The organism is Aquisphaera insulae (genome assembly GCF_011064615.1).
Lineage (GTDB): Bacteria > Planctomycetota > Planctomycetia > Isosphaerales > Isosphaeraceae > Aquisphaera > Aquisphaera insulae.
Genome location: NZ_JAALJH010000028.1, coordinates 34,533 through 54,782 on the forward strand (window position 1 = coordinate 34,533; position 20,250 = coordinate 54,782).

The following is a 20,250-nucleotide window of genomic DNA, read 5'->3' on the forward strand; positions in this document are numbered from 1 at the left end:
GGCCTCGCCACCCGCTTGACCGAGGCGCCGAGAGCCCTTCCAATGCGGAAACCGTCTGCGTCCTCGCCGACACCGCCACAGGATGGTCCCTCCCATGAGACAGCCCCTCCCGCTCCGCCTCGCGTCCCTGCTCGCGCTCGTCCCGTTTCTCCCGTCTGTCATCGCCGACGACGGTTCGCTCCCCTCCGCGAAGGCGACTCGTGACTATCGCTTCGACCGGACGATCTCCCGCCCGGTCCTGGAGAACTACCTGTCGCGATCGATCACGATGGAGGGGCTCCTGAACGGCCGCGGGGACCTCGATGACAACATACGGATGCTCCGGGAGACCGGCGCGAAGTTCATCGGCCGGGCGCTCTGCCTCTGGGGGAACGAGGCCAACCTGATGGGCAACCTCGAGCGCGCGAGGTCTCAGGTCCCGAAGGTCCTGGCGGCGGATCCGGAGATGGTCCTCCAGGGCTGCATCTTCGAGATCGTCACCACGCAGGTTGATCGCGTCCCCGTGCCCGACTGGGCGTTCGCCGCCTTCGGCCGGGCCGCGGAGGCCCGGAATTTCCGCTACGCCGACATGCTCTTTGCCGACGGACGGTTCGCGGACCACTGGCGACGCGGGGAGTCGGTGCCGGACGTCAGCCGCCCGGAGACGAAGCTCTATTTCTACTTCCTGGCCCGGTCCTTCCTCGACGCCGGCCTCGAGGCGCTCCACCTGGGACAGGTCGAGCTGATGGACCGGAACGACAGCAAACACGACCATTACGCGGAGCTGCTCGGCAAGATCAGGGCCTATGCGGCCGCCCATTCCAGGCGCCACCTGGTGCTCTGCGACGCCCACGTCCCGAGCGGCGGGCTCGTCCGCGACGGCCGCCTGCTCCTGGATTCGCACGCGTTCCCGCTCCGGATCAAGGAGGTCCCCGCCAAGCCCCGCGATGGCGTCCTCGAGGTCGGCTTCATCGACAGCCTGTACGGCCGGAGCAAGGGAGGGATCACGCCCAGCGGCTGGGAATGCGAGCACCTGCCGTACCTGGGCGAGATCGACAACTGGGGCGTCAGCAATCATCCCGGCGAGCCGGGCCAGGGGGGCGTCTGGGTCTGGGGCTACGACGAGATCACCTGGTTCGCCCTCCAGCCGGCCGAGTACCGCTCGCTCTGGCTGCAATACGCCTGGGATTGGCTCAGACACGCCGATCCGGCCGCCCACCTGCAGATGCCCGGCAGCCGCACGCTGAGCCCCGGTCGCGGCCGGGCTCCGCACTGGTACTACGCCAACAGGCCGAGCGCCGCGGTCCCCGAGGGCTTCGGCGACGAGCGGGCCATCCGCGCCATCTGGGCGGCCGACGCTCAGCCTCGTTGAGAGACCTCGAGCCCGTCATCGATCGGGATGTGCACGGTCGTGTAACCGTTGGCCGGGTCGCGGATGTAGTCGATGTAGGGCCGGAGCGCCTCGACCTGGAGGTCGATGTCGTCGGCCACCACGAACGAGGAGGGCGGCAGCTTCGGCTCCAGCAGTTTCAGGACCGGAAGATACAGGTATTTCCAGCCGTCGAGCAGGAGGACGTCAATGTCCTCGTCGATCGGCGCGAGGGTCTGCCGTGCGTCCCCCTCGCGGATCTCGACGTGATCGAGGAGGCCGGCGATCCGGAGGTTCTCGGAGGCGCGGCGGATCTTGGACGGGTCGAGCTCGGTCGTGATCACGCGGCCCACGCCCGAGTCCTTGACGGCGGCGGCCAGGTAGATCGTCGACAGCCCGAACGAGAGCCCGAATTCGACCACGAGCCGCGCCGGCCTGGCCCGGATGAGCTGGTAGAGGAGCCGGCCCGAGGCGGGCGAGACCGGCATGTACGCCTCCGACAGCAACGCGGCGACCTTCGGATCCTCGCGCGACGCGCCACCTTTCTCGAGCTGGCCGACGACGGCGAAGATGCCCGGGTCGCGTTCGTCCGCCTCGCGGAAGAGCCGCTCCAGGAGCGAGCGGACCGGTTCGGTCTCGAGGGTCGTCGGCATGTCCTTTTTCCTTCTGGCGAGGACTCGGCGGCGGTGGCAAGCGAAGTCGGCTCAGGCCCCCGGAGAGGCTAAGGCGATCTCGGTCGCCCATCTGGCGTCATTCGCGCAGAGCGGCGGTCCTGGCGGCGTGTCGTAGACGTACCGTGCGTAACGGCCGGCGTCGTGGACGCGGTGGAACAAATCCTGGAGGCGAAGGATCGCGTCTCGGTCCGGGGCACGCAAGGGGATCGGGATGATTGGCAGCGAATCTCGGAGGCCGATCGGCCAGAAGTCGGCTTCCGGACGTTTCTCCGCCCGGCTGACGACGACCGAGTAGTCACAATCCGGCCGATCCGGTGAGGGCATCGGCTCGCCGCCCCGGAGCAGGTCGATCTCGACGAGACTCGCCGTGCTCACAAGAACCTGGTCTCGCTTGCGGACGTGCTGATCGCGGTGCCGGCCCTTGTTCGTCGGGCTCAGCAACTCCAGGACCGTGACCAGTCCTCGGGACGAGCGGTCGCGGATCTCGAGGTATGCCTGAGTTTCGACGTCCGGCCACGGGATCGTGATTCGCGTGGGTGCTTCGAGGACGGCAAGGCCGGCTGCCGGGCCTTCGCCCCTCTCGGCTCGTTCGACACCGATGTCGGCACGCGGGCCGGCACGATGGGGAAGCCCGGGCGAATCCTGCACGTAGAGATGTTCCTCGATCTTCACGAGATACCGAGGATCGATCTGGTCGGCGATCGCCTCGGCAATCCGATCGAGGAACCGATGGTGGAAGTCGGGCCAGACATCGTCGCGCTCGAGATACGGATTCATGCCCGGGAACGGTGATGGCATCGTTGTGCACTCGTGGTCGAGGGCCATTGAGCCGAGGCCTTGTCATCTCCCTTCAGCCTACCACGATACCGCGACCGCGGGCAAAACCGGCCGCCGCCGTTGCCGAATTCCGCCGGCCTCGGCAACAATCGTCGCTGGGCGGCGAACACGCTCCCATGGACCGAGGTTTCTCGACGAGGAGTGGAGCTGGCATGCTGAGTATCCGCGACCTGGTGAAGGTCTATCCCGGGCCCGTCGCCGCGCTCCAGGGGATCGATCTGGATGTGGGCCAGGGCATGTTCGGGCTGCTCGGGCCCAATGGGGCGGGGAAGACGACCCTGATGCGGATCCTCGCCGGGCTGCTCGAGGCCACGTCCGGCTCGGCGACGCTCGACGGCACGTCGATCCTCGACGACCCGGCCGGCGTCTGGGGACAGCTCGGCTACCTGCCGCAGGATTTCGGCTTCTTCCCCCACCTCACGGGGACGAAGATGCTCAGGTACCTGCTGCGGCTCAAGGGGGTCACCGGTCCTCGCGGCCTGAATCCTCTCTGCGACGAGCTGCTCGAGAAGGTGAACCTCTCGTATGCCGCCGGGCGCAAGGTGAAGACCTACTCCGGCGGCATGAGGCAGCGGCTGGGCATCGCGCAGGCGATCGCCGGCAATCCGCGGCTGATCATCGTCGACGAGCCGACCGCCGGGCTCGACCCCGAGGAGCGGCTGCGGTTCTACCGGCTCCTCTCCGAGCTGGCGGAGGACCGGATCGTCCTCCTCTCCACCCACATCGTCGAGGACGTGGCCGTCCTCTGCCCGCGATTCGCCATCGTCCGCCGCGGCCGGCTCGTGGCGAACACGACGCCCGCCGAGGCCCGCCGCTGGCTCTCCGGCACGCTCTTCGAGGGGACCCTGCCCGCGGGGACGCTCCCCGAGATCCTCCGCGGACCTGGCCGCTGCGTCACCCAGTCGTATCTCGTTGAGGGCCAGGACCGCGTCCGCATCCATCAGCCGGAGGGAGACCCGCCCCCGGGCTTCTCGCCCGTCTCGCCGACGCTGGAAGACGCCTACATGCTCATGATTCAGGGGAATCAACGGCCGCCGGGGGGTACGCCGGAACCGGCCACCGCCACTGACGCCGCCGCCCCGGTCGCGGGAGGCCTCTCGTGACCGATCTCACCCCCTCGCGGCCCGCGGCCGCCGCCACGCGCCTCAGCCTCCGCCGCTTCCTGACCGTGTTCGCCGGCGAATTCGGCCAGCAGGTGCGCAAGCCGACGGTCCTGGTCTGGTGCGGACTCCTCGTCCTGCTCGCGTGGGGGATGTCCTCGGGATCCGTCCGGATCCAGAGCGGGGACTCCGGCGTGGGCGGGACCAAGGCCTGGCTGACGTCCGAGTTCGCCGTGGCGATGCAACTGGCCATGCTCACGCCGCTGGTCTCCAGCTTCTTCCTCGCCATCCTCTCGGGCATGACCATCCTCCACGACGAGGAATGGCGGCTCGGCGACGTCCTCCACGCCACGTCGTTGCGGCCGGGTGAGTACATCTGGGGGAAATACCTGGCCGTCCTCTCGATCGGCCTCCTCGTCCTGGCGCTCCAACTGGCGGCCATGGTCTTCTTCAACCACGTCGTCCCGAACGCCGCGGCCAAGGACCTCCGCGGGCCGCTCCACGCGATCAACTACATCCGGCCGGCGCTGTCGATCTCGGTCCCGCTCCTGGTCTTCCTGTCGGGCGTGTCGATGTTCGTCGGCGAGCGATCCCGGCGGCCTGTCCTGGTCTTCCTGCTGCCGCTGGCGATGTTCATGTTCGACATCTTCTTCCTCTGGAGCTGGTCCCCCGGCTGGCTCGATCCGCGGCTCAACCGCCTCCTGATGTGGCTCGACATCGGCGGCTTCCGCTGGCTCCAGGAGACGTGGCTGAAAGTGGACCGGGGCGCGGCCTTCTACAACAATTCGCCCATCCCGCCCGACCCGGGATTCCTCATCAGCCGAATCGTGCTCGTGGTCGCCGGGCTGGCCGCCGTGGCCTGGACCCGTTCGCATTTCGCGGCCATGGTGCGCGGACTCGTCGGCCGGCGCAAGCGTGCGGCGCTCGCCGACGCCGTGATCCAGTCGGAGGGAGCCGTCGGGGATGAGCTCGGAGTCGGTGCGACGCAGGCCGCCTCGCCGCTCGCCGCCCTCGAGATGACGTGTCGCCGGCCGGGCTTCCTCGCCGGGGCGATCTCCGTCGCGCAGGTGGAGCTCGCCGCGCTGTTGACCAGCCCGGGGATCTACCTGTTCGCGGCGCTCATCCTGCTTCAGACCTACGAGGTGGCCGTCTCGCGGGTCGGGTTCCTGGACACGTCGTTCCTGGTGACCCCCGGCAACTTCGCCATGAGCTCGATGAACCCGCTGGTGACGTGCACGTGCCTGCTCCTGCTCTTCTACTCGGTGGATTCGTTCGAGCGCGAGCGGGCCACCCGGCTGGCGGCCATCGCCTTCGCCACGCCGGTCCGGACCGGCTCGATGATCCTGGGGAAGGCCGTGGCCCAGGCGGCCGTCGCGATGGTGATCGTCGCGGCCACCGCGCTGGCGGGATACATCGCGATCCTCGTTCAGGGGAAGGTGCCATTCTCCGTCCGCCCCTTCGTCATCGTCTGGGGCCTCCTGGCGCTCCCCTCGCTGGCGGCCTGGGCGTGCTTCGTCATGGCCGTCCAGTCCCTGACGAAAAACCGCTACGCGACCTACGCGATCGGCCTGGCGACGATCACCTTCACCGCCTATCGACTGTTCACGGGCGAGATCAACTGGGTGGGCAACTGGCCGCTCTGGAGCGCGACGAGCTGGAGCGACATCAGCGTCCTCGAGCTCGACCGCCGGGCCCTGGTCCTCAGCCGGCTGCTGGCCGTCGGCCTGGCGGTCGGGCTCGTGGCGGCGACGGCCCGCTATTTCGGCCGGCGCGAGGCCGATCCGGTGCGGATCATCCAGCGATTGCGGCCCCGCTCCATCCTCGGCACGGGCCTTCGACTGGCAGGCTGGGGCTCGCTGGCGCTGGTCGCCGGCCTCTGGCTGGCCCTCGAGGTCTCGTGGGGCTACGGGGGCGAGGCCGCGAAGAAGCAGCAGAAGGATTACTGGCGGAAGAACCTGGCGACCTTCCACGACGCGAAGGTCCCGGACATCACCCACGTCGACCTCGACCTGGAGCTCTTCCCGGAGACCGGCCGTTTCCGGGCCTCGGGGACCTACGACCTGACGAACCCGAATGAAGCCCCGCTGCGGCAGGTCACCCTCACCGGGGGGATGAACTGGGAAAAGCTCACCTGGACCCTCGACGGCCGGCCCTACGAGCCGGCCGACCGCTCGAAGCTCTATGTCTTCACCCCCGAAGCCCCCCTGCCCCGGCACGGGTCGGTCAAGATCGGCTTCCATCACGAGGGGGCCGTCCCCCGCGGGATCAGCAAGAAGGGGGGCTCGCTGATGGAGTTCATCCTCCCGTCGTCGGTCGTGCTCACGAGCTTCACGCCGACGTTCGTGCCGGTGGTCGGGTTCGTCGAGCAGCTCGGGGTGGACGACGACAACAAGTTCGACTCGAAGGAGTATCCCGACGACTTCTTCGAGGGGCAGACCGATTCCGGCCTCGGCCCGAGGAGCCCGTTCACCACCCGGATCCGGATCACGGGCCCGGCGGACTTCACGCTCAATTCGGTCGGGACGCAGGTCGCCGACGAGGTCCGGGACGGCCGCCGCACGACGACCTGGGAGAGCGACCAGCCGGTCAGCTTCTTCAACGTCGTCGCCGGCCGCTGGGACGTCGATCGGGGCGAGGGGACCGCGGTCTTCCACCACCCGCCCCACGCCTACAACGTGGCCGAGATGCTCGCCTCGCTCGACGCCGCGCGGAAGTACTATTCCGAGTGGTTCTATCCGTTCCCCTGGAAGGAGCTGAAGCTCAGCGAGTTCCCCAACCTGGCGACCTACGCCCAGGGCTTCCCCACCAACATCACGTTCTCCGAGGGGATCGGCTTCCTGACCGAGGACAGCGCGGAGATCCACGCCCCCTTCGAGATCACGGCGCACGAGGCCGCCCACCAGTGGTGGGGGAGCATCGTCAGCCCGGGCAAGGGGCCCGGCGGCAACGTCCTCTCCGAGGGGACGTCGCACTTCTCGACGATCCTCCTGGTCGAGCGGGCGAAGGGCCTGAACGCCCGGATTGACCTGTGCAAGCGCCTGGAATCGAGCTACGCGAAGAGCCGAAAGGCGGACTCGGAGCGTCCGCTCGTCAAGCTCGACGGCTCGCGCGACGGCGACACGACCGTCACGTACGACAAGGGGGGCTGGGCCTTCTGGATGCTGATGAACCGGATGGGCCGCGACCGGGCCATGCAGGGGCTGCACGCCTTCTTCAAGGCATACCACAACAACCCGGATCACCCCGTGATCCAGGACTTCCTGGCCGCGATGCGTCCGTTCGCCGCCGATCCGGCGGACTTCGACGCCTTCGCCCGCCAGTGGTTCCGCGAGGTGGTCCTCCCCGAGTACCGCCTCCACGACCCGAAGAAGGTGGCCGAGGGGGACCGCTGGAAGGTGACCGTCCGCCTGGAGAACGCCGGCACCGGGATCATGCCCGTCGAGGTCGCCGCCACCCGCGGCAAGCGTTTCGACACGAAGGGCCAGCCCTCTGCCGACTACCTCGAGGCTCGCGCCACGGCCTCGCCGGGGGCCGGCGAATCGAAGGAGGTGACGATCGATTGCCCCTTCGAGCCGGAGGAGATCGTCGTCGATCCCGACGCGATGGTCCTGCAGCTCCAGCGGAAGACGGCGACGACGCGGTTCTGAGGATCGGCCCCGGCGATGTGATCAGTCGGCCGTGCGCCGCGGTAGCAAGTCGGCGACGGCGATCCGGGCGATGGCCGCGCCGTCGAGTATCAGCTCGACCGAGGCGCCCTCGGGAAGGATCTCGACGCCGGCTGGCGTGTAGACCTCAAGCCGGCGATCGGGGATGTTCACGACCCAATAAGCTGGATAACCCTCGGCCAGGAAGACGGCCGCCCGGCGGCGATCTTCGAACAACGAGCTATCGCCGATCTCGACGACAAGGGCGACGTCCGCCGGGCCGGGTGCCCGCTCCAGGTAGTCGTCCGCCTCGCCCCGCGTCACCGACAGATCCGGCTCCGGCATGCCCGCGGAAGACGGCATCCGGATCGGCAACTCGGTCCCGACGAACCAGCCGGGGGGCAACATCCGCTCGATCGCCTGCAGGCCCTTGACCGACGACGCGCAGTGCCTCCGCCCCTTGGTCATCTTCCGGACCAACCTCCCCTCGAAGAGCTCAATCGGCGCCCCCTCCTCGATCGCCCCCGAGTCGATCCACCCTTCGTACTCCGCCAGGCTGATGCGCCCAGGCGGGGCCGATCGCGCCGTCGCAGTCGCCTCGGCCTGGCCGGTCGTCGATACTGTGGACATCTGGCACCACCTTTGGAGTGGGCGTGAAGGAGAGAATCCCTTCGACCGTGGCCGCCATACCGGGTGGGAACACGGCACGCAGAAACGCAAGCAGTCGGCACGTGAGGCCTGGCGGGAAGTGTTGTAGCAGGCGAGGAGAGCTGTCTGGATTCGGTTCAATCAATACGAAGAGCTACAGAGAGCCCGCGGGCCTGGACCATGCTTCGTGGCTGTTCAATCCAAGTACACCCGATAGGATTCGAACCTATAACCTTCGGTTCCGTAGACCGATGCTCTATCCAATTGAGCTACGGGTGCGTCGTGCTGCTCGACGTGAGATCATCGTAGCGATCCGACCTCGTGCTGGCAAGGGGCCGATGCCCGTGCATTCGTTCGGACACGCGGCGCGGAGGCGGGGTTCGCCGCGGCTAGCATGGACTCCGACGCGGGCTCGGTAACGGTTGCATCGGGTTTGCCGGGCGCGCATAATGAACCCCTTCGGACGCCGCTCGTAGTAATCAACGGAGAGCGGCCGGCCGCCGCGTTCGATGTACCGGTGATGCAGCCGATCCGTGGGCGGGCTCCCCCTTGACCGCGCCCGAGGCAAGATCGGCTCGCCCGGCGAGAGATTGGGATCCGGCCCGCGACGGCCGGCGAGTGGATTCGTGGCCTGGGAGGAAGTTGTCGGCATGTCCACACCCGTGATGATCGAGGCCGACGGTCTCTGCAAGCAGTTCGGGTCGTTCCTGGCCGTCCGAAACGTGACCTTCACCATCCCCAAGGGTCAGGTCGTCGCGTTCCTCGGCCCCAACGGCGCCGGCAAGACCACCACGATGCGGCTCCTCACCGGATTCGTGGCCCCCACCCACGGCTCGGCCAGGATCGCCGGGATCGACGTCCAGGAGGATCGCATCGGGGCCGCGGAGCACCTCGGCTACCTGCCGGAGAACGGCCCCCTCTACCCCGACATGACCCCGACCAGCCTGATCCGCTTCTTCGGCACGGCGCGGGGGCTCTCGGCGGCGAGGCTCGAGAGCCGGCTGGACGCCGTCATCGACCAGTGCTCGCTCCGGACCGTGGCGCACAAGCCCATCGGCAAGCTCTCGAAGGGATACCGCCAGCGCGTCTCCATGGCCCAGGCCCTGCTCCACGACCCGGAGGTCCTGATCATGGACGAGCCGACCAGCGGCCTGGATCCCAACCAGATCCGCGGCGTCCGGTCCCTGATCCGCGACCTCGGCCGGTCCAAGACGATCCTCGTCTCGACCCACATCCTCCAGGAGGTCGAGCCGGTCGCCGACCGCGTCCTGTTCATCCACGACGGCAAGATCGTCTTCGACGGCAAGCCCGCCGAGCTCGCCCACGAGGCCGGCAACCTCGAACAGGCTTTCTACAAGCTGACCGCCCAGCCGGTCTGACGCGACGCGCACGACCGGGCCACCCCCACCAGGCACATTGTCAGTCAGGACAGGCCGGAGGCGACGTCCGACGGCCAACTTTCCCAGAGGATCCCCGCGGTGACCACCCTCGAGACCCAACCGACGAGCAAGCCTCCGGCGGCCAGGCGACCGTCCGCCGGCGCCGGGCCGTTCCGCCCGCATGTGATCTGGGCGATCTTCAAGCGGAACCTCCAGAGCTACTTCAGCAACCCGGCCGGCTACGTCTTCATCACCCTGTTCGTGATCATCTGCTCCTGCGTCGCCTTCTGGCAGCCGGAGTTCTTCGCGAGCAACCTGGCCAACCTGGATCAGCTCAATCGGTACATGCCCTACGTCCTGCTCTTCTTCATCCCGGCCATCACGATGACCTCGTGGGCCGACGAGCGGAGGCAGGGGACCGACGAGCTCCTCCTGACGCTGCCGGCCCACGACCTGGACGTCGTCCTGGGCAAGTACCTGGCGGCCCTGGGGATCTACACGGTCGCGCTGGGCTTCTCGCTGAGCCACCTGGTGGTGCTCGCCTACCTGGGCTCACCGGACTACGGCGTGATGTTCGCGACCTTCCTGGGCTACTGGCTGATGGGCGCGATGCTGATCGCCGTCGGCATGGTGGCCTCGCTCCTGTCGTCGAACGTGACCGTGGCCTTCATCATGGGCGCCCTCTTCTGCGCCGTGCCGATCTTCCTGGAATGGCTGGGCTCGCCGACGGCGGGCTCGCTCCGCCGGAACATCGAGAGCTGGTCCGTGCCGACCCAGTTCCGCGACTTCGGGACCGGGGTGGTGTCGCTCTCGGGCGTCTTCTACTTCGCCTCGCTGGCCGCGGCGATGCTCTACCTGAACATGATGCTCCTGGGCCGCCGCCACTGGGCGGGGGGCGAGGCCAGCCAGGGACGCTGGGTGCACTCGGCGATCCGGTTCGTGGCGGTGCTCGTGAGCCTCTTCTCCCTCAGCCTGATGTTCGAGAAGTCCGGCATCCGGAAGGACCTGAGCGCGGAGCGGATGCACACCCTCTCGGCGGATTCGCTGGCGCTGGTGAGTCAGATCCCCGCCGACCGCCCGGTGCTCGTCCAGGCGTATTACAGCCCGGAGGTCCCCCGCGAGTTCATCCAGACGAAATCCGACCTGCTGGGCCTGCTCCGCGAGTTCGAGGCGTCCAGCGGCGGCCGGATCAAGCTCAACCTGGTCCCGGCGGACCTCTACTCCGAGGCGGCCCACGAGGCGGAGAAGCGGTTCGGGATCGAGCCCAAGCAGGTCCTCTCGGAGGACCAGGCCAAGCGGTCGGTCTCCGAGGTGATCCTGGGCGTGGCGTTCACCTCCGGGCTCGAGGAGGTCGTCGTCCCCTTCTTCGACCGCGGGCTGCCGGTCGAGTACGAGCTGACGCGGTCGATCCGCGTCGTCTCGCGGACCGCCCGGAAGAAGGTGGGCATCCTCAACACCGACGCCAAGATGATGGGCGGCTTCGACATGCGGTCGATGAACCAGTCCCCCGAGTGGTCGGTCGTCGGCGAGCTCAAGAAGCAGTACGAGGTGAGCATGGTCTCGCCCGATTCGACCGTGCCGTCGGACCTGGACGCGCTCATCGTCGGCCTGCCGTCGTCGCTCACGCAGAAGCAGATCGACAACCTGACGACCTACGTGAAGGGGGGCGGCCCGACGATCCTGCTGCTCGACCCGCTGCCGATCTTCAACCCGCAGCTCTCGCCGTCGGTCCCGCGGATGCCGCCCGGCGGGATGTTCGGCGGCGGCCAGCCGCCGGAGCCGAAGGGTGACCTGAAGCCGCTGCTGGACCTGCTGGGCCTGGACTGGCCGAGCACCGAGATCGTCTGGAACCGGTACAACCCGCACCCCCAGCTCGCCATGCTCGAGCCCGAGATCGTGTTCGTCGGCGACGGCAGCGGCAACGCCGAGGCGTTCAATCCCAAGGAGCCGGCCACCTCAGGCCTCCAGGAAGTCGTGACCCTCTTCCCCGGCCTGCTGCGTCCCAAGGCCGGCGGTGCCGGCCCCGAGTTCACCCCCCTGCTCCGGACGGACGACTCCGGGGGCATCCTCAACTGGGATGACGCGGTGCAGCAGAGCTTCATGGGGATCGGCGGCATCAACCCGCGGCGGCGGCACGTCTCCACCGGCTCCAGCTACACGCTGGCCGCGCGGATCTCCGGCCCGGCCGCCCAGGCCACGCCCCCGGCGGCGGACTCCAAGAAGGACGAGCCGAAGAAGGACGAGAAGCCGGCGACGATCAAGGTCATCGCCATCGCCGACATGGACCTCATCGGCGAGCAGTTCTTCGAGCTCCGCCGCCAGAAGGTCGCCAATCTCGACTTCGACAACGTCACCTTCATCCTCAACTGCGTGGACGTGCTGGCCGGCGACGACTCCTTCGTCGAGCTCCGCAAGAAGCGGCTCAAGCACCGCACGCTGGAGAGGATCGAGCGCGAGACCAAGACGTTCGTCGCCGAGTACGAGAAGCAGTCCAAGCTCGCCGAGGACGCCGCCAAGGAGAAGCTGGACGACGCCCAGAAGCGGTTCAACAAGCAGGTCGACGAGGTGAAGGCCCGCACCGACTACGACGAGCGCACCAAGGAGATCATGCTGGCCAACCTCCAGGACGTGGCCCAGCGGCGGCTCGACGTGGAGAAGACCAAGGTCGAGGACGAGCGGCTGGACAAGGTCCGCGACGCGAAGGCCGAGTCGGAGCAGAAGACCCGCGCGATCGAGAACCGGGTCCGGTTCATGGCCGCGGCCCTGCCCCCCCTGCCCCCGCTCCTGCTGGGCCTGGTCGTCTTCTTCATCCGGCTCAACCGCGAGAACACGGGGGCCGTCCCCACCCGCCTCGCCTGACGAGGCGAGGCGAGGCGAGACCCGGCGAGACGACCTCTTCGCCGCACCGACACCGACACCGAGGTTCCAGGACCATCGCGCCGATGCAAGCCCGGCCGGCCCCCGTCGCCGCCGGGCTCCTCCCCGAGGATCCATGATGACCGAGCTTTCCAAGACGCTGACCTTCGCCGCCGTGGCCCTGGTCCTCTCCGTGGTGGCGCTCCTCTCCACGCGCGACCGCGTGGTCCAGTCCGAGGCGTTCAACGACCAGGGCCAGGCGTTCTATCCCGACTTCAAGGACCCGCTCGCCTGCACCGACCTGGAGGTCGTCGACTTCAACGCCGCGACGGCCGAGCCCTTGCGGTTCCGGGTGATGTTCAAGAACAACCGCTGGGTGATCCCGTCGCACTACGACTATCCGGCCGACGCCCGCGACCGCCTCTCGAAGACGGCCGCCGCGCTCATGGACCTGGCCAAGGACACGATCCGGACCGACAGCCCGGAGAACTACGAGGCGATGGGGGTGATCGACCCGCTCGACACCAAGAACACCACCCTCAAGGGCCGGGGCAAGCGGATCACCCTGCGGGACGCCTCGGAGAAGGTCCTGGCCGACTTCATCATCGGAGCCGAGATCAAGGGCGGGGATTCGAAGGGGGCCGAGCCCAAGGACCGGGCCGTCCAGCATTACGTCCGCCTGCCCGACCAGAAGCGGGTCTATGGCGTGAAGATCAAGGCCGAGCCCTCGGTCCGGTTCGCCGACTGGATCGAGACCAATCTCCTGAAGCTGGACGCCAGCCACGTCCGCAAGGTCGTCTTCGACAACCACAAGGTGAGCCTGGACCAGGGGATCGAGCAGGGCCCGATCCTGACCATCGAGCGGAAGGACGCGAGCTCCCCCTGGACGATGGAGGGCGTCTCCGAGGACAAGGAGCTCGACCCGGACAAGCTCCGGGCCATGGCCGACGCCCTGGCCGATCTCAAGATCGTCGGCGTCCGGCCCAAGCCGGCCGGCGTCACCCGCGAGCTGAAGCGGAGCGGCGACAAGGACTTCAACTTCCCCAAGAACGTGCTGACCTCGCTCGCCTCCCGCGGCTTCTTCCCCACCCGGGACGGCCAGATGTTGTCCAACCAGGGTGACGTCCGCGTCTTCACGGACGAGGGGATCGTCTACGCCCTGCGGTTCGGCGAGCTCGCCCTCGGCTCGGGCGAGGACCTGTCCGCCGGCCAGTCCGACGACGCCGAGAAGGCCGCCGAGGCGAAGAAGGACGACCCGAAGAAGCCGGCGGGATCGGCGGAGAACCGCTACGTCATGGTCACCGCCTGGTATGACCCGTCGCTGATCAGCAAGCCCAAGGCCGAGGACGACGCGCCCAAGCCGGTGACGACCCCGGGCACGATCCCCGCCCGCCCGTTCGCGGACAACCCGAACGACCCGGCCGTCGTGGCCAGGGAGAAGGCGAAGAAGGAGAAGGCGGAGCGCGATCAGAAGGACTACGAGAAGAAGCTGGCCGACGGCAAGAAGAAGGCCGAGGACCTGACCGACCGGTTCGGGCCCTGGTACTACGTGACCCCCGGCGACAGTTTCCGGTCGATCAAGGTGGACCCGGTCGCGCTCGTCCGCCCCAAGAAGGCGGAGACCCCCGGGGGCCCCGGCGCCGGCGGCCTCCCCCCCGGCTTCCCCTCGGGGGGCGGACTCCCCGGCGGCCTGCCGCCGATCCAGCCCTGAGCGTCGCGGCGAGCCCCGCGACGATGCCCCGAATTTCGGGCCGGCGTGACGGAGTTGAACCCGCCGCCGGCCCGCGGTGTCTAGCGGGCGCCGCGGCGGGCGGCGAGGCCCTTGCGTGAATTGGCAGGAAAGATGTAAATTCTTTGGCTGGTTGTGCTCGAACGTGAATGCCAGGCCGCGGCTCGCGCGACCCGGGCAGGCCGGCGTGGGGAATCGTCGATGGCGTCAGCGTCAGCAGCGGGCTCGGGATCGAACGCGAATGCGGCCCCGGCCGCCTCTCAGGCCCGCCCTTCGGGGGCGGGGAGCCGGAGTCGCCACGTCCTCTCGGTCCTGGTCCAGAACCGGCCGGGGGTCCTGGCCCAGGTCTCCGGCATGTTCGCCTCGCGCGGGTTCAATATCGACAGCCTGGCCGTCGGCGAGACCGAGAACCAGGACCTCTCCCGGATCACCGTCGTGGTCAAGGGGGACGAGCGCCACCTCGAGCAGGTCCGCAAGCAGCTCGAGAAGATGATCCCGGTGGTCAAGGTCCAGGACATCTCGCGCGAGGACTACGTCGAGCGCGACCTGATGCTGATCAAGCTCAAGGCGACGGCCGGCGACCGGCCGGAGGTCCAGACGCTGGCCCAGATCTTCCGGGGCCGGATCGTCGACGTCAGCCCCGACCACCTGATGATCGAGATCTCCGGCCAGGAGCGGAAGATCGAGGCGTTCATCGAGGCGGTCCGCGGCTACGGGATCCTCGAGCTGGCCCGCACCGGCGGCATCGCGCTGGTCCGGGGCCTGAAGCACCTCGAAGAGGCGGAGGAAGGCGCCGCCGTCGCGCCGGCCGAGGAGGAGGAGGACGAGGCCTCCGTGCAGGGGCATTCCGAGCTCTAGTCCGCCCCGCCGCGGGCGAGTCGGACCCGATATTCTCAACGCCGAATCCACGCCCGGGGCCACCGCATGCGGCCCCGGGTCTTTTTGTCTTCGTCCACGGGGCCGAGAGCGGCCCGCACCAGGAGATCCACGATGCCCGCGCTGATGTACTACGACCAGGACGCCGACCTCGGATTGCTCAAGGGAAAGACCGTGGCGATCATCGGCTACGGCAGCCAGGGCCACGCCCAGGCCCAGAACCTCCGAGACTCCGGCCTCAAGGTCGTCGTCGGCCAGCGCCCGGGCTCGGCCAATTACGACCTCGCCGTCCGCGACGGCTTCAAGCCGGTCTCCGCGGCCGAGGCCGCCGAGGCGGGCGACCTCGTCAACATCCTCCTCCCCGACGAGGTCACGGCCGACATCTACGCGAAGGATATCAAGCCCCACCTCAAGCCGGGTAACCTCCTCCTCTGCTCGCACGGCTTCAACATCCACTTCGGCCAGGTCGTCCCGCCCGAAGGCGTGGACAGCGCCCTGGTGGCCCCCAAGGGCCCGGGCCACCTGGTCCGCAGCGAGTACGTCAAGGGAGGCGGCGTCCCCTGCCTCATCGCCACCGCCGACAATTGCTCGCCGAACGGCAAGGCGCTCGCCCTGGCCTACGCCAAGGGGATCGGCGGCACCCGCGCGGGGGTGCTCCAGACCACCTTCGCGGAGGAGACCGAGACCGACCTCTTCGGCGAGCAGGTCGTCCTCTGCGGCGGCGTTTCCGCCCTGGTGAAGATGGGCTTCGAGACGCTCGTCGAGGCCGGCTACCAGCCCGAGAGCGCCTACTTCGAGTGCCTCCACGAGCTCAAGCTGATCGTCGACCTGATGTACCAGGGCGGCCTCAACTACATGCGCTACAGCATCTCGAACACGGCCGAGTACGGCGATTACACCCGCGGCCCCCGGGTGGTCAACGAGCAGACCCGCGCCGAGATGAAGAAGATCCTCGGCGAGATCCGCAGCGGCCAGTTCGCCCGCGAGTGGATCCTCGAGAACAAGGCCAACCAGCCCGGCTTCAAGGCCACGCGGCGGCTCGAGCGCCAGCACCCGGTGGAGATCGTCGGCAAGAAGCTCCGCGCCCTGATGCCCTGGATCAACGCCAAGGACGTTTGATCGCGTCATTGAGGGTTCGGATAGACGGGCAGGCAGGAATGCCTGCCCTCGGGTCCGGAGGCAGAGGGTAGAATCCGGGGGCAGGCATTCCCGCCTGTCCCTCAGCCAGCCCGAAGTCCAAGCCCTGACAACGGCCTCCTCGAGTCGTCACCCATGGCCGATCTCAGCCAGAAGGTCCCGGAGAACGTCCGCGGCGGGTTCTACGTCGATGCCACGTGCATCGACTGCGACCTCTGCCGCGAGACCGCGCCGGAGAACTTCCGCCGCAACGACCGAGAGGGCCGCAGCTTCGTCCACCGCCAGCCCGAAGGTCCGGCCGAGGAGGCCGCTTGCCGAAGCGCCCTGGAGGAATGCCCCGTCGAGGCCATCGGCGACGACGGGTGAGCCGCGGTGGGATCCACGCGGCCCGGGATCGGTGGGGATCCAATGCATGGGACCGGCTGCTCGAGCCGCCGCTCCGATCAGCGGAATTTGACCACCAGCCGAGCTTGACCCGAGGCGCGGGCGATGTCGCCGGCGGTGAACTGGCCGGTGCGATCCTTCGCGGCCAACTCGCTGATCCGGCCGGGCGAAAGCTGCGCGAGCTGTGCCAGGGTGTCGACCCCGGCCTGACGCAGCACCTGGCGGGCGGCCGGCGCGAGGATGTCGAGCGTGTCGACCGACACCTTGGACGCATCGCCCCCGACCGCGTCGGCGCCCAATGCCTCCGAGATCGCGTCGACGGCCCCCGAGGTGGTCCTCAGGGCGGCGGCCTCGCGGTCGGCGACGTCCTGGGCGAGGGCGTCGAGGTTCGCGTACTGGCCGTCGTCCGGCAGCGTCCCGAGCAGGTCGCGGACCAGCGTCCCGTCGCCCGTCCTCTCGCCGCCGAACTTCTTGACCACATCGGTCTTCGACACGGCGGCCGGGAATGCCTGGCGCACCGAAGGGTTCTCCATCAGATACTGGTAGAGCGCCCCGACCCGCTGCGACCGCGGGTTGGTGGCGAGGCTGGGGTCGACCGTCACCAGGTCGGGCAGCAGCATGGCGCCCTGGTTGGTCTGCCAGATCTGCATGGCCTTGCCGTTGAACACGGTCTTGCCGACGAGCGTGCCCCCCTGGAAGATCGGGCCGCTCGGCCCCCCGAACGGGGCCTTCTGGCCGCCGCCGAGACGGCCGACGTCGGCGTTCAGCCGGTTCAGCTCGGCACGGACCTCGGCCAGGGCGTCGTGGACCTGCTTGCGGAGGGCGGCCAGGGAGACGAGGCCATTGGCGGTGTCGCGAGCCAGGGCGTCCAGGTCGGCCTCGATGAGGTGGAACCGGGCGTTGAACCCAAGCTCCCCGGGCGTCTCCGAGGCCTGAACCATGCTCACCCCGTCCTCCCAGTCCTTGTGCACGAACGACCGCTGGAACGTCGCGACGGCCGCGGGGTCGGTCTCGGAGAGGGCGACGATGAAGTCGAAGCGCCGCTCGGCGGTGCCGTAGGTCGCCACCAGCCACTCGCCCACGAAGCTCGCCGCCTGGCTGGCGTCGAGCCCCTGCTTGGTCAGGGTCTGGAACACCAGATCGGGCGATAGGTCGCCGACGTTCAGGGTCTTCACGGCCATCGCGGGCCTCCTGTCGGGTCGAACTCGGTCGTGGGGCTCAGGATCCGGGCGACGCCACGGGCGCGGCCCCCGACTCGCCGCGCTGGCGGCGGCGCTGGAACTTGCGGAACGTCCGGAAAACCGATTCGGGCAGCGGCTCGGCCAGACCGTCGCCGTCGAGGTCGACGTGCGACCGCCGCAGGTCGAACGTGTTGACCATCACGCCGAGCGGATAGGTCCGGTCCAGGAGATTCATCAGGAACTCGTACTGGTCGAGGGTCAGGGCGACGCCGGCGGGCAGGCCGACGCCGTACTCGTACGGGTCGACCCCGCCGGTGCGGAGGTAACCCAGGGCGACGACGGCGGTCAGTCCCGGCTTGTCGGCGACGAACAACGAGCGGCTCCCGGTCGGCCGGATCGTCCCCCCCGGCCCCTGCACGGGCGCCGCGTACCAGCGGAAGCCGGATGAGAGCCGGTCGGACAGGTTGATCCCTGCCCCTGGGAGGCCCACCACCGCCAGGACCAGGGTGACCTCGTTCGGCCCGGTCACCAGCGGGAGCATGGCGCTGACGTGGGCGGCGCGGAACAGCCCCGTCAGCTCCCGGAGCAGATCGACCGCCGCGGGCGTGCCCGCGACGACCTCCTGCGCCAGGACGGGCCCAAGCTGGATCGCCTCGAAGAGCTCGTCGGGGATCGCGGCCAGGGCCTTACCGACCTCGGTCACGTTGCCGACGGCCGGCAGCCCGGCGGCGAGGAAGAGGTTGCGTGCGGCCGGCGGCTGCGGCATGTCGCGAGCCCAGAGCGCACGGGCGTCGGCGTCGGCCACCTCAACCCACGCCTCGCGTCCGGCGTCGGCCCACTTGGCCTTCACGTCGGACAGAGCGGCGATGAGCATGGCGTTCGAGCCCGGGTCGCCGGGCGCGTGGTATCGAGCCTCCAACGCGACCGCGGGCGAGCCAGCGATCGGCGGACCCTCCTGGATGACCAGGCCGGCGGTCGGGAGGTGGGAAACGTAGACGACGGCCGGGTCGAGCCGGTGAACGGTCCGCAGGCCGCAGGCCGCGAGCAGCCACTTCCCGTCCGGGTCCTCGGCCCCGGGCCGGGGGGCGGTCGCGGCGACCGGGTCGTCGGCCGGGGCGGCTGCCGCGGCGGCGAGCTTGCCGATCAGCCCGGCGATCTCCGGGTCATTGGACGTCGGCGGCGGGGCCGCGCGGAGCGCCGCGTTCATGGCATCGAGCTCCGCCGTTGCGGGCGGCTCGAGGTCGGCCCCCAGTCCCAGCTCATAACGGCTGCCGGCCGCGGGATCGTACGTCCGCTTGATCGTCAGCGGGCCTGCGGCGCCGAGCGCGGCGCGGAGGCGACCGACTCGGTCGAGCGCGTCGGCGAGGACCGGCGCCAGCGCCGAGGCCGCCGGCAGGGTGTACGCGGTCCGGAGCCGCGCCCGGAGCTCCTCCACGGCCGTCTTGCGGGCCGTCGGCAGGAACCGCTGGGCATGGGCCCCGTTGTCGGCCGGGGAGTCGATCGGCCGCACCAGGATGTTCTCCGCCAGGAATGCCAGGAAGTTCGCCCGCAGGGCCGGCGCCCCGGGCGACACCAGGTGGACGGCGACGGCGAACTCGTTGGCCGTCTCGTCGAGCCGGAACCGCGCGTCCAGTCCCATCGCGCCGAGCGCCCCGCGATTGGGGTCGTCCGGGGCGCCGGGGCCGTTGAGCGTCTCCAGCAGCGATCGGGGCGTGGAGGCGACCCAGGGGAAGTAGAGCCCCAGCCGTCGACGGTACTCGTCGTCGGGCTCGGCGACGGGGTCCCCGCCCTGGGTCCGCACGCGGGTGACGATCTCCCGCTTCACCGGGTCGAACTCGATCCGGTCGGCGAACCGCGGCACCGAGAGGTCGGCGCCGAATCGGTCGAGCGCGTCCCAGCGGGCGTGCGAGAGGTTGCGGACGGCCGCGATCTCACGCGCCTGGCGTCGGACCCTCGCCGTTTCGGCGATGAGGAGATAGAGCGTCTTGCCCATCACGCCCTCGAACACCCGCGCCTCCACCCAGGCCGAGACGTCGGGCACGGCGACGGCCACGGGGTCGCCGTCCCGGTCGAGGAAGCTCACGGCGAGACGCACCACGAACGGCGGCGTGAGCCGCGTCGCGGGGTCGACGGCCGGGACGAGCAGCGGCAAGAATGCACCGGGCTCGGTGTACGGGGCGTACTCCAGGGTGGGCAAGGCGGTGGCGGCACCGTCGGGATCGAGGGTCGCGCCCACCCTCATCACCAGGTCGTCGAGCGGCCTGGCGGGCGCCACCAGCAGCAGCGGCTCGCGTGTCTCGACCCCGACGCGGGCGGTGCCGTCGGCCGCCACCTCGACCCCCGTGTCGACCGCCCCGGCGGCGAACGGGCCGCAGAGGTGCTCGGCCACGTTTCGGTGCGAGGCGGACAGCCACGGATCGGGGTGCAGGTCGAAGGCCATGACGGCTCGGCTCCGGT

The 20,250-nt window shown here is 69.2% G+C and carries 14 protein-coding genes and 1 tRNA gene; 9 read left to right on the plus strand and 6 right to left on the minus strand.

Features of this window, described 5'->3' with window-relative positions; all coding sequences use genetic code 11:
- The first annotated feature begins 94 nt into the window (after positions 1-94).
- Positions 95-1,351, plus strand: coding sequence for a hypothetical protein (locus tag G6O54_RS16515; protein WP_205678852.1), 1,257 nt, complete (start codon positions 95-97; stop codon positions 1,349-1,351).
- On the opposite strand, the gene G6O54_RS16520 is transcribed toward G6O54_RS16515, so the two are convergent.
- Both G6O54_RS16520 and G6O54_RS16525 read right to left on the minus strand, forming a co-directional pair.
- Complete coding sequence (locus tag G6O54_RS16520) at positions 1,339-2,001, minus strand: O-methyltransferase (protein ID WP_165226752.1); 663 nt, start codon at positions 1,999-2,001, stop codon at positions 1,339-1,341. The genes G6O54_RS16515 and G6O54_RS16520 overlap by 13 nt on opposite strands.
- Before the next feature lie 51 nt (positions 2,002-2,052).
- Positions 2,053-2,820, minus strand: a complete 768-nt coding sequence (locus G6O54_RS16525; protein WP_165226753.1) for a DUF4058 family protein — start codon at positions 2,818-2,820, stop codon at positions 2,053-2,055.
- A 191-nt stretch (positions 2,821-3,011) separates the two neighbouring features.
- Between G6O54_RS16525 and G6O54_RS16530 the strand changes: the two genes are divergently transcribed.
- Both G6O54_RS16530 and G6O54_RS16535 read left to right on the plus strand, forming a co-directional pair.
- On the plus strand, positions 3,012-3,962 hold the full coding sequence (locus G6O54_RS16530) for an ATP-binding cassette domain-containing protein (RefSeq protein ID WP_165226754.1): 951 nt from the start codon (positions 3,012-3,014) through the stop codon (positions 3,960-3,962).
- Positions 3,959-7,606 (plus strand): ABC transporter permease/M1 family aminopeptidase, encoded by a 3,648-nt coding sequence (locus tag G6O54_RS16535; protein ID WP_165226755.1) that lies wholly within the window; start codon positions 3,959-3,961, stop codon positions 7,604-7,606. The genes G6O54_RS16530 and G6O54_RS16535 overlap by 4 nt, the downstream gene beginning before the upstream one ends.
- A gap of 21 nt (positions 7,607-7,627) precedes the next feature.
- Here the strand turns inward: G6O54_RS16535 and G6O54_RS16540 are convergent, their stop codons facing one another.
- Both G6O54_RS16540 and G6O54_RS16545 read right to left on the minus strand, forming a co-directional pair.
- Positions 7,628-8,233, minus strand: a complete 606-nt coding sequence (locus G6O54_RS16540) for a Uma2 family endonuclease (RefSeq protein ID WP_165226756.1) — start codon at positions 8,231-8,233, stop codon at positions 7,628-7,630.
- 223 nt (positions 8,234-8,456) lie between these two features.
- A tRNA-Arg gene (locus G6O54_RS16545) sits at positions 8,457-8,530 on the minus strand.
- A gap of 371 nt (positions 8,531-8,901) precedes the next feature.
- Between G6O54_RS16545 and G6O54_RS16550 the strand changes: the two genes are divergently transcribed.
- The 6 genes from G6O54_RS16550 (at position 8,902) to G6O54_RS16575 (ending at position 16,594) form a co-directional block, all read left to right on the plus strand.
- A complete protein-coding gene (locus tag G6O54_RS16550; RefSeq protein ID WP_165226757.1) occupies positions 8,902-9,630 on the plus strand; it encodes an ABC transporter ATP-binding protein in 729 nt (242 codons plus the stop codon).
- Between the two features lie 99 nt (positions 9,631-9,729).
- Complete coding sequence (locus tag G6O54_RS16555; protein WP_165226758.1) at positions 9,730-12,489, plus strand: Gldg family protein; 2,760 nt, start codon at positions 9,730-9,732, stop codon at positions 12,487-12,489.
- Positions 12,490-12,622: 133 nt separating this feature from the next.
- Positions 12,623-14,197: a DUF4340 domain-containing protein gene (locus tag G6O54_RS16560; protein ID WP_250846934.1), complete on the plus strand. Its 1,575-nt coding sequence runs from the start codon at positions 12,623-12,625 to the stop codon at positions 14,195-14,197.
- A 219-nt stretch (positions 14,198-14,416) separates the two neighbouring features.
- The gene (gene ilvN / locus G6O54_RS16565; protein ID WP_165226759.1) at positions 14,417-15,073 is read left to right on the plus strand and encodes an acetolactate synthase small subunit; all 657 of its coding nucleotides are present in this window, start codon (positions 14,417-14,419) and stop codon (positions 15,071-15,073) included.
- Positions 15,074-15,205: 132 nt separating this feature from the next.
- Positions 15,206-16,210, plus strand: coding sequence for a ketol-acid reductoisomerase (gene ilvC, locus G6O54_RS16570; protein WP_165226760.1), 1,005 nt, complete (start codon positions 15,206-15,208; stop codon positions 16,208-16,210).
- A gap of 153 nt (positions 16,211-16,363) precedes the next feature.
- Positions 16,364-16,594 carry a ferredoxin gene (locus tag G6O54_RS16575; RefSeq protein ID WP_165226761.1) on the plus strand — a complete coding sequence of 77 codons (231 nt, stop codon included), beginning with the start codon at positions 16,364-16,366 and terminating at the stop codon, positions 16,592-16,594.
- Between the two features lie 77 nt (positions 16,595-16,671).
- Here G6O54_RS16575 and G6O54_RS16580 read toward each other — a convergent pair whose 3' ends face one another.
- Positions 16,672-17,793: a hypothetical protein gene (locus tag G6O54_RS16580; protein ID WP_165226762.1), complete on the minus strand. Its 1,122-nt coding sequence runs from the start codon at positions 17,791-17,793 to the stop codon at positions 16,672-16,674.
- A gap of 37 nt (positions 17,794-17,830) precedes the next feature.
- A complete protein-coding gene (locus tag G6O54_RS16585; protein WP_165226763.1) occupies positions 17,831-20,233 on the minus strand; it encodes a hypothetical protein in 2,403 nt (800 codons plus the stop codon).
- Positions 20,234-20,250: the final 17 nt, after the last annotated feature.